At 44.9% G+C, this 11,562-nt stretch carries 17 protein-coding genes; 15 read left to right on the forward strand and 2 right to left on the reverse strand.

Translation table 11 applies throughout. From position 1 onward, the window contains the following. The first annotated feature begins 3 nt into the window (after nucleotides 1–3). The 12 genes from HP552_RS01875 (at nucleotide 4) to HP552_RS35735 (ending at nucleotide 9,281) form a co-directional block, all read left to right on the forward strand. Nucleotides 4–447, forward strand: a complete 444-nt coding sequence (locus HP552_RS01875; protein ID WP_175394015.1) for a DUF2634 domain-containing protein — start codon at nucleotides 4–6, stop codon at nucleotides 445–447. Beyond that, nucleotides 444–1,268 (forward strand): baseplate J/gp47 family protein, encoded by an 825-nt coding sequence (locus tag HP552_RS01880; RefSeq protein WP_175394016.1) that lies wholly within the window; start codon nucleotides 444–446, stop codon nucleotides 1,266–1,268. The genes HP552_RS01875 and HP552_RS01880 overlap by 4 nt, the downstream gene beginning before the upstream one ends. Beyond that, entirely contained in the window at nucleotides 1,265–1,918 is a 654-nt protein-coding gene (locus tag HP552_RS01885; protein ID WP_175394017.1) for a DUF2313 domain-containing protein, read from the forward strand. Before HP552_RS01880 ends, HP552_RS01885 begins: the two co-directional genes overlap by 4 nt. Further along, nucleotides 1,918–2,238, forward strand: coding sequence for a hypothetical protein (locus HP552_RS01890; RefSeq protein WP_175394018.1), 321 nt, complete (start codon nucleotides 1,918–1,920; stop codon nucleotides 2,236–2,238). Before HP552_RS01885 ends, HP552_RS01890 begins: the two co-directional genes overlap by 1 nt. Further along, the gene (locus HP552_RS01895; RefSeq protein ID WP_175394019.1) at nucleotides 2,231–5,056 is read left to right on the forward strand and encodes a hypothetical protein; all 2,826 of its coding nucleotides are present in this window, start codon (nucleotides 2,231–2,233) and stop codon (nucleotides 5,054–5,056) included. Before HP552_RS01890 ends, HP552_RS01895 begins: the two co-directional genes overlap by 8 nt. After that, the gene (locus tag HP552_RS01900) at nucleotides 5,057–5,686 is read left to right on the forward strand and encodes a hypothetical protein (RefSeq protein WP_175394020.1); all 630 of its coding nucleotides are present in this window, start codon (nucleotides 5,057–5,059) and stop codon (nucleotides 5,684–5,686) included. It abuts the gene before it with no gap. Then, nucleotides 5,686–6,288: a hypothetical protein gene (locus tag HP552_RS01905; protein WP_175394021.1), complete on the forward strand. Its 603-nt coding sequence runs from the start codon at nucleotides 5,686–5,688 to the stop codon at nucleotides 6,286–6,288. Before HP552_RS01900 ends, HP552_RS01905 begins: the two co-directional genes overlap by 1 nt. 20 nt (nucleotides 6,289–6,308) lie before the next feature. Continuing rightward, nucleotides 6,309–6,749, forward strand: a complete 441-nt coding sequence (locus HP552_RS01910) for a hypothetical protein (protein WP_175394022.1) — start codon at nucleotides 6,309–6,311, stop codon at nucleotides 6,747–6,749. Between the two features lie 55 nt (nucleotides 6,750–6,804). Next, nucleotides 6,805–6,936, forward strand: coding sequence for a CD1375 family protein (locus tag HP552_RS35310; RefSeq protein WP_281365996.1), 132 nt, complete (start codon nucleotides 6,805–6,807; stop codon nucleotides 6,934–6,936). Nucleotides 6,937–7,025: 89 nt separating this feature from the next. Further along, nucleotides 7,026–7,499: a phage holin family protein gene (locus HP552_RS01915; protein ID WP_175394023.1), complete on the forward strand. Its 474-nt coding sequence runs from the start codon at nucleotides 7,026–7,028 to the stop codon at nucleotides 7,497–7,499. A gap of 16 nt (nucleotides 7,500–7,515) precedes the next feature. Beyond that, entirely contained in the window at nucleotides 7,516–8,865 is a 1,350-nt protein-coding gene (locus HP552_RS01920) for a GH25 family lysozyme (RefSeq protein ID WP_175394024.1), read from the forward strand. Nucleotides 8,866–9,008: 143 nt separating this feature from the next. Beyond that, complete coding sequence (locus HP552_RS35735; RefSeq protein WP_175394025.1) at nucleotides 9,009–9,281, forward strand: YolD-like family protein; 273 nt, start codon at nucleotides 9,009–9,011, stop codon at nucleotides 9,279–9,281. A 246-nt stretch (nucleotides 9,282–9,527) separates the two neighbouring features. Here the strand turns inward: HP552_RS35735 and HP552_RS01930 are convergent, their stop codons facing one another. Both HP552_RS01930 and HP552_RS01935 read right to left on the reverse strand, forming a co-directional pair. Beyond that, nucleotides 9,528–9,947, reverse strand: coding sequence for a type II toxin-antitoxin system HicB family antitoxin (locus HP552_RS01930; protein ID WP_246310723.1), 420 nt, complete (start codon nucleotides 9,945–9,947; stop codon nucleotides 9,528–9,530). Between the two features lie 74 nt (nucleotides 9,948–10,021). Next, complete coding sequence (locus tag HP552_RS01935) at nucleotides 10,022–10,252, reverse strand: hypothetical protein (RefSeq protein ID WP_175394026.1); 231 nt, start codon at nucleotides 10,250–10,252, stop codon at nucleotides 10,022–10,024. Nucleotides 10,253–10,580: 328 nt separating this feature from the next. Between HP552_RS01935 and HP552_RS01940 the strand changes: the two genes are divergently transcribed. Genes HP552_RS01940 through HP552_RS01950 form a run of 3 tightly spaced genes read left to right on the forward strand, consistent with a single transcriptional unit; the run spans nucleotide 10,581 to nucleotide 11,426 of the window. Further along, nucleotides 10,581–10,775, forward strand: a complete 195-nt coding sequence (locus tag HP552_RS01940) for a hypothetical protein (RefSeq protein WP_175394027.1) — start codon at nucleotides 10,581–10,583, stop codon at nucleotides 10,773–10,775. Between the two features lie 12 nt (nucleotides 10,776–10,787). Then, a complete protein-coding gene (locus HP552_RS01945; RefSeq protein ID WP_175394028.1) occupies nucleotides 10,788–11,078 on the forward strand; it encodes a hypothetical protein in 291 nt (96 codons plus the stop codon). Nucleotides 11,079–11,090: 12 nt separating this feature from the next. After that, complete coding sequence (locus HP552_RS01950; RefSeq protein WP_175394029.1) at nucleotides 11,091–11,426, forward strand: YolD-like family protein; 336 nt, start codon at nucleotides 11,091–11,093, stop codon at nucleotides 11,424–11,426. Nucleotides 11,427–11,562 lie beyond the last annotated feature (136 nt).

The following is an 11,562-nucleotide window of genomic DNA, read 5'->3' on the forward strand; positions in this document are numbered from 1 at the left end:
AGCATGGATGAGGATGAATCAATGTTCCCTGAAATGGAACTGGAAGAGGTTGATGTCACGGATCTGGTGGACAATATCCCATCAGAAACCAAATGGACGTACAAGATGGACTACCGGAACCGAAGGGCTGTCCTGGATGAGTACGGGCGACCTGTCCGGACAACCAGTTATGAAGAGTTCTTGGTTGAAACGGCCATGAAGATCCTTTGCACTGAACGTTTTCAGTATGTTGTGTATGGTGCAGACGTGGGTGTCGAAAAATCCGAATGGCAAGGGTGGGAAGATGCCGAGATTACACGGGATATTGAAGAAGCCCTAACTGCCCATCCAGAGATTGAACAGGCTGAGGTGACATCTATGGTGCGGGTGGACCGCGGAATGGACTTGACCATACAAATAGTCGGTCTGGTGGGTACTGCTGAAGTAAATGAGGTGATAGAACTATGAGTTTAGTGCTCAATGATTTGCCTAAATTTCCATCGATGCCGATTCTGGAAGAAACGCCGGATATGATCTATCAGCGGTGGGTCAACCGAGCAATCACGTTGGCCAATGAGAGAGGGCTCCCACCGCCACCTGTGGGCGAAGGCGAATACTTTTATGACCTTTGGTACCCCATCGCTCAGGAGATTGCTGAACAGCAAGAATTGTGGGGCTATGGCGTGCTGCAGTCCACACCGATCTGGGCCGATGATGAGTATCTGGATGCTCATGGCTGGGCAGATGGTATGGTCCGGAAAGATGGTGAATCCAACGATGATTATCGGTTGCGGATCCTCGACCGAGCTTTCACGGAAGAAGGCAGCGGTCGCGAGAAGGATTATGAGAGCTGGGCCAAAGAGATCCAGGGCGTGGGGGCTGCTGTGGCCAGAGAGAAGGAACGTCATGATAACTCCATTGATTTGTACCTGACTGACATGAACGGGCAGCCGATTACGCTGGAATTTGCGGAGCAAGTCAAAGTATTGATGTGGGATGAATACCGCATCGCTGGCCATGACTTAGCCGTGCATCCAGCTCCGGTATTTATTGTCACCGTTAAAGCGACATTGGAAACAACAGAAGACCTTCTGCAGCTGGCCGAAACGATCCGGCAGCGTGTAGTCACGTATGCGAATGGACGCAGTGAGTTACTTTACAACTACATTGCGGCGTTATTGCTTGTGCCTGGCGTGGAGAATTACAGTAGCTTCACCTTGAATGATGATGTACAAGACGTAGACATCCCGCCTGTTTCGCTCCTGCAGGTCGAGGTGATCCTTTCATGATTCCTATTCGGTACCGTGAAGTATTACCGCCATATTGGTACGAAAACGAGGTAGCAGGCTGGCACTTTGGCGTGATGGAAGAAGAGATCGATCTTCGCGGAAAGAAGATGAACGAGCTCGTGGACCAATTTTTGCTTCAGCGGGCGACCTGGGGACTGGGCCTCTGGGAATGGATTTATTTCCGGAAGGATCAGATCGGAACGATTACCCAACGCCGAGAAGCGATTCGCAGGAAGCGTCTGGCCAAGAAGCCGTTCAAACTTCCGATCCTTCGGCAGCTCGGTTCCCAATATGGAAAGCTCCTGCAGGTGAGAGAAGAATTCCTGACCAAAGAGATCCATTTCGAATATGACAGCAGCTCCCCCATCAATGTGGCGGGGCTATTTGACGATTTTGAGTACATTCGGCCCGTTCATATTAACCGGGCTGTGCCGGTGGCCAAAACATCAACCCCGGCTATTACATTCGGTGGCAAGGGCTATTATCATGCCTTGGACTTTCCAATCTGTGGTTTGGAAATGCCCTTGGAACTGGGTACAAGTGGAGTTTTGGCCACTCAGAATATGACAGTAACTGCAACTGCAGCACATGCTCGGATTGACAGTCCAATTACAGGATTTGAAATACCCATGCAAGGAGGGACGCCATAATGGCAGATGTCATTCAACCCCTAATGCTTGATTACGCAGTTACAGATGCAGATTCGCATTTTGATCATGCGCTCGTCAACATTAGCGGAGAATTGGTGAAATATCCGATTCATAATACCGTGATCTCAGGAAGATCAATTCGGAAGTACGTTTTTTTAGATGATACCGAAGTCATTGGGAAACAAATCCTTGGTGCTTCGCTTATGGACGATCAAGGCCGGACGCTTGCTAACCAGGCATTGAATGTTGTGAAGAACGATCGGGGTTTTCTGATCGGGTTTGAATTTACGATTAAGCTGGAGGTGAAGGCAGTTGTATAACAAACAAACGTGGTTGGACGAGATTCCCGATATGACAAAGCCCATCTATGACGCATCAGGAAAGCAGAAGACAGATCCACAAACGGGGCGGCCGTTGTTTGAACTGGTTCAAGTCGGTACCCGTATCACTTCAAATCGCCTTAACACGATGGAAGGTGGTATCGAAGCAGCTCATACATTGGTCGAACAGTTGGCCAAGGAGCTGGGGGGTAACTTCGTTGCTTTAAATAATGGAACAATGGGGCTGCAATGCAGCACGCAAGGCCTCAAAGTTTCCTGGACATCCGGAATCGCCTATGTGGGTGGACGTCGATACCAGGTAGCTGCAGGCGAAATGTCATTGAATCCAACCCAGGGACAGTACTTGTATGTGGACACCGATGGAGTTGTCAAAAAGACGACATCCCAAGCAACAGCTCAGAAGGGGTTAGTGTTTTTCTATGTGGCTACTGACACGAGCGGTGTCATTTCAACAACTGATCACCGAGTCAATATTAGTCTGGAAGAGATCCTGAAGAAACTGAAGGACATTGATATTGAAGAAGCTGTCACAGGCGGTGCCAGCGGGCTCATGACAGGGGCGGATGCGAAGTTTGTCCGTGTGGATGGTGAAACAAAAACTGGCGCTCAAGAAAAGGCTGATGCCGTTAAGGACTACGTGGATAGTAGGTTGGACACTTCTGAGTATAGTGAAGTCACGCTTCAGCCTGGACTTCAAGTCATACAAGGCAAAAGAAATGCGCCTTTCGCATTGTCGGGACTAAAAGGCCGTACGCTGGTCAACTTGCTGGGACGTTTAGGGGGAGGTGAGCAACTCCCTTCGATCGATTCAAGTAATGCGGCCACGTTATCTGTGGATACTTCGACAAAGGATACCGGGCTGTCATCATATAAAGTAACAGCGAACAACGATGTCGCCAATGCTGAACATTATATAGACTTGACCGCGGTAAGCGTAAAGGTAGGTTCCTTTTATGTTGCAGTAGGAATGGTCAAGCCTGCAGCAAATGCCACTACAAGCATACTGGTGTATGGTACGAACGCTGGCGAAGAGCTTGACTTTGTTATACCGTCAGACACAATGTCCGTAGCGAGTGTGTTCTCTCCAGCTGTTGTCCTATTTAAGGCCACAACTGCGGTGAAAGCCCGCGTTAGGTTGCGCGTTCAAAACACAGCAGGCGAAGTAATTTACACACCTAACGGAGAGTACGCTAACTTCGATTCTATTCGTTTGTATGAAGTCAACGAAACCGAATACGCAGCACTCGCAAATATGCCTTTGAACCAAATCGCCGCTAAGTATCCTTACGTCGATAGCGTTCAACCCGTGCGAAATCCGTATGCGATTCGTTATGGGGAAAACTTGTTACCTCCGTTTTACGAGTGGGGTCTCATTAACAATAAGGGACAGATTATTTCTCCGTATTCATACTCTCAAACAGAGTATAACGATGGAGCGTGGACTAACGTATCCATCTCAGTCAAACCCTTTACGGATTATACGCTTTCGCTTGAAAGCATAGGCGGGGCAAAAATCAGAATCGTTGATAACAAGACACCGACATCTCTTATTCTCGATCTGACAACAACAGGCGGCACATTTAATAGCGGAGATAATTCTATCGTAAACGTGTATGTAAGCGGAGGGTTACCAGGCATCATAACTAACCCAATGCTCACGATCGGCACGACAGCCAAACCATTCAAACCTCGTGAAGACGTTATGCTCGCATTGCAAACGGATCTATACGCTGATCCATTAACCGGGACGAATGCTGACGAAGTATTTGAGAAGGACGGGTGCTATTTCAAGTTGAAGAAGTGGCAGAGGACTGCATTGGATGGAGCATTGGGTTATCGAACTGTACAAAACAAGACTGATTACAAAATAATTGGATGCAAGTTTCCAGAAGCAGCAGCGGCATTTAATAGATTATTTGTAAGTAAGTATAACGGGAATTTGCTAACCAAAACCGCGACCATGGTCGGCCCGGATAATGCATATTTTTTGACTTCTGATTTATTGGACTTCAACTTATCTATCGCCAACGCAGACAGCGGATGGGGAGACTCATACACACCGACAGCCGACGAGATTAAGGCGTATTTCATGGGATGGAGAATGTTCGATTCAACTGTCGGGGGCTCAGAATTATACAATAGAACAGACGGTGCTCGTAAAGCATGGATAAGAATTACGGATTGGTCAGGTAGAGTTGACGGAGTTGTGCCGACAACTCTCGCAGGGATAGACTCTCTTGGTAATGCGTACACGCCGTACCAACTTGTTTATCAACTTGCAACGCCAACTGTCGAATCGATCACATCAGAAGGACAATTGACGTTAATCGAAGGCAATAACCAAGTTGAAGTCGGAACGGGAATTGTGTTGCGTGAATCATCTAAAGTCGTAATGAGTAAAGTCGGAACTACCGAATATTATCATTTCAATAATATTTATTCAGGCATAAATAACCCATTTAAATATCGAGTGGAAAAGATATTGAATATTTACGCGAACGGAAAAAGAGCTAACGGAGTTGTCCTGAAAAACGAAGATGCGGCTTACGGGAAACAAGACGCGCATATTGAGGGAAAAGACTTCATTAAGGACGCATCATATACAGCAACGTACTTTATGCTGGACCCGTCTCCAGCTGCTCCATTCGTCGGATCGGTAGCCGAGAATGAAAAGGCGTTACTTTCGGATATGAACGACATCCTACGTCATAACGCGACGGCGGTATCAATAATGGAATCAGCGATTAACGAAGCTGTTCGCAAGCAAAATAAGCGAAACGTTTGGGGAGGGTTGTAAATGACGGCAAAGAAACTTTATGCAGGTACGTTAAATACGGCCGACACGACGATTTATACCGTCCCTGACGGTAAAACAACAATCATTAAATCAATTGTGTTGTGTAACATGTCGTCAAGCACAGATAACACGATTGCGCTAATGATTGGTGGGAAAGATGGCTCCGGAAGTAGTTGGGTATTTAATGGAAAAGTTCTTAAAGCTTCCGACACATTGGTAATACCTCTCGTGGATTATGCCATGGCAAGCGGGGGGAAAATTAGATTGTGGAGTAGCGGGGGGTCTGTTACTGCCCGAATAAGCGGCGAAGAAATAGACGAACCTATTGAATCTACTGAATATGAAAGTTATATCGGGACAATGACGCAAACAAGTAATGTCTTGGTTCCTGCCGTAAATTATAAGCGAATAATTAAGTCAATGTTTATCGGCAATGCGTCGGCGGATTCTAGCGTTTACCTCGCTATTGGAGGGTCTTATGTAGTTATGAGAAAGCAGATTAAGTATGGGGACGCTATTCTGATTCCTTTTATGGATCAAGTATTGGAAGCAGGGGAGTCGATAACCGGGTACAAGAGCAATACGGCGACGGTAGTTCCTCATATAACGTTAATAAGGGTGGATGATTGATGCCTACAATTGATAATTATTTGCTGGATAATTACAAGATTGATGGACCTGCAAATGCAAATACAAGGACAGTCATTTTGCCGCAGCGTACCACTGATACTCAACAAGCATACACCACAAATATGACATACACGTCTAACGGATTTTACATCCCTGCCATCAATAATTTTTTGGATATTTATGCGCGTGAACCTGAATTAGTTATAAACCAAGTCGGGTCATATCTCGTTAACGCTTATTGGGCCGCTTCCGAACAGATGTATTTTGGCACATCCGACTGGCAAGACCTTCTCTTTATGTTGACGGATAACAAGAGTCAAAATTTTTATTTTTCTACTAGAAGGAATTACGGGACCGGTCAATCAGGGCTTACGCCAGCAATTGGAAATTATATTACATCGCTATTTGTGGATAGGGCGAATAGAAAACTGTATTTTTCAAGTTTAATAAATTCGAAGTTGATATCAGAGGTCGATATACCGCCCACTTTTAACTTGGATGGGCAAATACTGTTTAGGGTTGGGGTACAAAAGAATTATACTGCTGGCGGCCAACATACATTGACCGTGGAGAGACGTTCTTTAAACGTGATAACATCTTAAAAACAATGGGAGGTTAAGCCATGAAGTTTGTAGCATATGAAAAGGTATCTGATACTGTCGGAACAGTCACGGCGATATATCAAGATGCTTCGACAGAAATTAAAGACCAATTAACAGGGGTTGACGTTGAAAACGAGGTTGAAATCCCACCTAAATTGGATATTCCCGAAATGGACGCTTATTTGCGAATCAACCTTGAAACGAATGAACTGTATTACGATTACATCGCAAAGAGTACATTCGAAGCTGAAATTAAGTCGTTGAAACAACAACTGTCCGAAGCCAATTCTCGGAATGAAAAACTGGCTGAAGAAAGCACACTCAATCAAATCGCGCTCATGGAGCTACATGCTATGATGCTGAGTTTGATGCCACCTGAAGAAGCGGCACCTACGGAAGAAGTTCCTGCAGAAGATGCACCAGTGGACCAAGCACTAGAAGAAACGGCAAATGAAGAATAAACTTGGCAAGCTGCTAATCAGGTGGGGAGTTGCACTCACGAAAGGGGGTGAGACTATGTTAGCTATATACGTTGCATTGATCCATAAAGGGATAATCACAATTGAAGCAGTACCAGCATCAAGCCGTAATAAAGTGGCTGATGCTCTGGAAGCTGCAGGGATGGACCAAAAAGGAAATATCGTGTAACAAGCGTTCCGATTATGGAACGCTATTTTTATGCCCCCTGAAGTGGTCAGGGGGCTTTTCCTATTAAATCAGAGAGAAGAGGAAGCGGGATGAACGAGGGGATAGCTAATGTCATTAAAATGGTATCAGCAACTGTGGGGGCCGGTGCTGGATACATCTTTGGAGGGTGGGGCATCTTGGTTAACTTACTTTTAATTTTGGTTGTAGTGGACTGGTTGACAGGCTGGGCGGCAGCATGGATCAAACATGAGCTGCGGAGCCGTGTGGGGTTTGAAGGAATCGCGCGTAAAGTCGCAATTTTCCTGGTCGTGACAATTGCACATTTCATAGATGTCGCATTAGGCGGAACTGGATACATCAAGGATGCTGTTATTTTCTTTTACTTAGCAAATGAGTTGCTATCCGTCATTGAAAATGTGGGACGTATGGGTGTGTCTATGCCGGGCGTTTTGCTGAACGCGGTGAAGATTTTCGAATCCAGGAGCGAAGTGCCTGAGAATCCGAACCTACCAGATCCACCGAAGGAAGACCAAAAATCTACGACTCAAAAACCAGCAGTTTAAGTAAGGAGTGATTCAAATGCAACAACGAAATGAGGGAAATATTCAGGGAATCGATGTCTCTCGCTACCAGGGTAAAATTGACTGGCTGCAGGTGAAAGCAGACAAGCGTGAATTTGTGTTTATCAAAGCGACCGAAGGACAAACGTACACTGATCCGAAATTTGCAGCTAACGTTAAGGGGGCGTTGTCGGCTGGATTATTGGTTGGAACGTATCATTTCCTGCGGGCCACGTCGGCCGAAGTAGCAAAAGCCGAAGCAGCTCACTATGCCAAATCACTCGAGGCAGTTGGCGGGGTAAAAGCCCTGCAACTACCGCCTGTGATGGATTATGAAAACAACCCAGGTGGGATTAGCAAAGCACAGATTAACATTGTGGCCAAAGCATTCCTGACTGAGCTGGAACGACTAACGGGTGTCAAACCGATCATCTATACTGGCAATTCGTTTGCTGGGAATTTTGATACGGGTTTGTCCGGATATGATCTCTGGATCGCACGTTACAGTAACACAAAAGTTCCAGATGATCAGCCTGCCTGGAAAACTTGGGATATCTGGCAATACAGTGATTCAGGCAAGGTACCTGGCATTACTGGCAGCGTGGATCTGAATGAGTTTAATGGCAGCCTGGCCGATCTGAAGAAGCGTTATGGGAAGGAGCAAGACATGAGTAATCCATTTGATGGGTACCGGATCACAAGCCCATTTGGAATGCGAAAGCATCCGGTAAGTGGTGTTAATAAGTTTCATCGTGGTGTTGACCTGGTTGTATCTCCTGCAGACGGACCAATCTATGCATTTGTTGCTGGTGAGGTTATGCACGCTAAAATGGGTGTGTCCGGATCCGGCTTCGGCAATTATGGAATTGTTGTGGCCATCAAAGATGACAAGGGTTATTTGCATGTCTATGCTCATCTTTCTGCTGCAGGCGTAAAAGTTGGCCAACAAGTAAAGCGTGGCCAGTTGATCGGTAAGCAAGGCAGTACAGGTATCAGTAGCGGGGCACATTTGCATTATGAGGTGCGTAAAGCTTGCACTCCGCAATATGGCTATACGACCACGGAAGCGGGGGTTGTCGAGCCAACTCAATACTTAATCAATTATTACGGGCTGAAGCCTAATAAGGAGGACAAACCAGTGACTGTAAGGGATATTAACCTTGTGAGCGCCTGGGCTGAAGCATCGTGGAAGGAAGCGCAGGCTAATGGTTACTTTGATGGTAGCCGACCAGGCGCACCGATTACAAGGGAAGAATCAGCCATCGTGATTAACCGGCTGAGACGGAATTTCTTAGCTCTTATTGCCGGCGTAAACGGAGACGTAAAAGATTTAGATGAACGGCTCCAAAAGATTGAAGCAGAAGGATGATTATGGTAATATAGGAGCAAATCCGAGAGCATCGGTAAAAAGAGGACTGCTGGCATAACGCTGGCAGTCCTCTTTTTTTTGTATTGAAAAGGGAATATACGTTCGTATATAATAGGAACAAACGTTCTGAAAGGGTGATTTTCATGTTAGCCGTCCCAAAACCAACTAAGAGAAGAAAAGAGCCCAGACCACCCCGTGACGAATTCGAACTGCAAGAATTGGCGGAATCGTTAGAAATGGCTCGTGAGGAAGGAAAGACTTTAAATTTCGTTATTTGGCGTAACTCTGATCCACTCAGAGGGACTATTGAGAAAATGGATCCAAATACAAAGACGGTCCACATCAAGGAGCCATATGGAGAAGTTAGGAAGGTTCCTTTCTTGGATATCTTGCGGGTAGGGGATACCGAATATTAACAAGACGGATGATTGTATAAAATAGCATTGAAGGAATAATATCAGAATATTTCGCAAAGTAATTGACAAAACATCATTTCAACCATCTCGCTAAAATAGCAGGATTTTAGCAACCAATCGTAGGCAAAAGACTCTGTTGGCACTTAGCCAGCAGAGTCTTTTATTTGTTTACTTATATATCACAAAACAATGCAATCTATCCCTCAATGTTAAACCTAATGTTATGAGGGAAGATCTTACTTATTATCACTTGCTTAATTTGTAAACTATATATTGGTTTAAAGAAACTTTTTCTAAGTCTGCATCTTTAATTAATTGTGCGTGGAGTGTTCTAGGCATTCGCACGAGTGCTTTCCCCGATGGTAGATCTTCTTCACTCAAAGGCTCCGGTATTTCGGATCCCTTCTCTAATTTTATTTCTAAATACATTCGTTTAACTTCTTCGATTTCTTCAAGTACTTCGGCAGCTGTGGGGGCGTCGGTATGGCAGCCGGGCAGTTCCAAAACTTTAGCAAAGTAATATATCTCGCCATTTTCTTTAATACGCTTTACTTCGATACTGTACGGCAGATCCATATAGTAGTTTATATCTTTGATTAACATTCCTCGATCTGTATCGTTTTTTTGGCCTACGCTCTTAACATCTTTGGTTCTATCTTTAATCATTTAATTGGGTACCTCCTATAAAGTTTATTAAGCTTTCTAAGTTAATCTATGATACGGAAGCCCGGAAGGGGATGTTACTCCCCAACCAGTCTATCCAGTATTTCCGTTATGTATGAAATCTTTAACGGATTCGTATCCTTCAGGATGAATACGTCGCCGTCCTGATTAACAAACGGCCTGTGTGATGTAGCGCCTTTCCGAGCCAGTTCGTATCCAAAGTGGTTCAAAACCTTAGCCGCTTCGTCATAACTTATGTTTCTCGGTTGACGTCTCATCTTATCTATTATCTTCCCCACTGACGCCATTCCTTAACACCTCCTATACACTTATGATATCATATGTGATATCACTTGTCAAGCTTTTTGATATCGTATATGATATCACCAAAAAGAGATCTGTTACTATGCCGCAACGAACATTTACGTTGTGAGTACAACATTGGCGTCAACTTATTTGTTTGTATAGATCTTGGCCGTAATGGGAATAATAATATTAACTCTCTCTCCCATGAGTGCTGAAATACATAATACCTAGTCTCTTGACTGGGTATTTTTTTCTCTTGAATAACGAACGTGTATTCGCATATAATATTAAAAAAAGCAAACAAGTGTTCTGTTATTTGGAGGGATGAACATGCCAGTTAAATACCTGGGTTGGTTGGTCGAGATCATATATGAGGATCAAAGCGGAAAGATTACAAAACGGCGAATACAAGTCAAAAGCATTCGATCCGGTCTGATTAAAGCAGAGGATCTCTTGTCTGGCGAGCCACGGACATTCAAGGAATCGGGGTTGCTGGCGTGTCATCCTATTAAGGCGACAGCATAGGAGGTATGACAGATGAATGATTATGAGCGCAAAGTATTGAGGATCCTATATAACTACAAAGGGATTAGGAGACGGTTCCCAACGTTGCATGAACTAACTGTTAAGACCGGGAGGAACAAGGCAGATATCATGGCTGCGTTGGATGGTCTAATCGCTGAGAACTACATAATGTGGGAAAACAAATCGGATACGGCTAATATTGTTATTTTGGAGGGATGGGAGCGGGAATCTGAGCGGCCAAAAATTCCGGAAGTACCCCCGCCGACAAGGCCAAATGACCTAAGCTATTGGACTGAATATTAGGAGGTAATATTGATGGGTAAGAAACTGATCGATAACGGATTATTTGAATCATCTCGCATGATACTGCCTGAACATAGAGAGGCTTACTTGAAAGAGAAGAGGGAACAGGAACGCCGGGGAAAGCCTGTACTTGATGAACAGGAAGTGCAGCTGATTGAAGAAGTAATTTTGGAATCTTATCGTGAACGCCGATCCATCACATTAACCGTGTTTAACCCTTTTGATGATGAGATCCTGCGGGGAGTTGTCACTTCGATTGACAAGCCGAGCAGGCGGATCAAGCTTGTCCGAGGGGAAGAAGACTACAGCTTCATTAAGATAGAAGAGATTATCACCGCAAGCATTTAAAATAATACCTGGCTTTCTGGCCTGTGAACGTACACATATATAATAGGAAGAGACCGATCAAATGATCGGTCCTTTTTACTTTTTTATTATACAAAAATATTAAGTACCAAATGGGGGTCGATGCCCCTCGCCTCCA

The sequence above is a fragment of the Paenibacillus xylanilyticus genome (genome assembly GCF_013359935.1).
Taxonomy (GTDB): domain Bacteria; phylum Bacillota; class Bacilli; order Paenibacillales; family Paenibacillaceae; genus Paenibacillus; species Paenibacillus xylanilyticus.

Coding starts and splice junctions, on each gene's coding strand:
- HP552_RS01875 (WP_175394015.1), top strand. CDS start 4: ATGGATGAGGATGAATCAATGTTCCCTGAAATGGAACTGGAAGAGGTT.
- HP552_RS01880 (WP_175394016.1), top strand. CDS start 444: ATGAGTTTAGTGCTCAATGATTTGCCTAAATTTCCATCGATGCCGATT.
- HP552_RS01885 (WP_175394017.1), top strand. CDS start 1,265: ATGATTCCTATTCGGTACCGTGAAGTATTACCGCCATATTGGTACGAA.
- HP552_RS01890 (WP_175394018.1), top strand. CDS start 1,918: ATGGCAGATGTCATTCAACCCCTAATGCTTGATTACGCAGTTACAGAT.
- HP552_RS01900 (WP_175394020.1), top strand. CDS start 5,057: ATGACGGCAAAGAAACTTTATGCAGGTACGTTAAATACGGCCGACACG.
- HP552_RS01905 (WP_175394021.1), top strand. CDS start 5,686: ATGCCTACAATTGATAATTATTTGCTGGATAATTACAAGATTGATGGA.
- HP552_RS01910 (WP_175394022.1), top strand. CDS start 6,309: ATGAAGTTTGTAGCATATGAAAAGGTATCTGATACTGTCGGAACAGTC.
- HP552_RS35310 (WP_281365996.1), top strand. CDS start 6,805: ATGTTAGCTATATACGTTGCATTGATCCATAAAGGGATAATCACAATT.
- HP552_RS01915 (WP_175394023.1), top strand. CDS start 7,026: ATGAACGAGGGGATAGCTAATGTCATTAAAATGGTATCAGCAACTGTG.
- HP552_RS01920 (WP_175394024.1), top strand. CDS start 7,516: ATGCAACAACGAAATGAGGGAAATATTCAGGGAATCGATGTCTCTCGC.
- HP552_RS35735 (WP_175394025.1), top strand. CDS start 9,009: ATGTTAGCCGTCCCAAAACCAACTAAGAGAAGAAAAGAGCCCAGACCA.
- HP552_RS01930 (WP_246310723.1), bottom strand. CDS start 9,947: ATGATTAAAGATAGAACCAAAGATGTTAAGAGCGTAGGCCAAAAAAAC.
- HP552_RS01935 (WP_175394026.1), bottom strand. CDS start 10,252: ATGGCGTCAGTGGGGAAGATAATAGATAAGATGAGACGTCAACCGAGA.
- HP552_RS01940 (WP_175394027.1), top strand. CDS start 10,581: ATGCCAGTTAAATACCTGGGTTGGTTGGTCGAGATCATATATGAGGAT.
- HP552_RS01945 (WP_175394028.1), top strand. CDS start 10,788: ATGAATGATTATGAGCGCAAAGTATTGAGGATCCTATATAACTACAAA.
- HP552_RS01950 (WP_175394029.1), top strand. CDS start 11,091: ATGGGTAAGAAACTGATCGATAACGGATTATTTGAATCATCTCGCATG.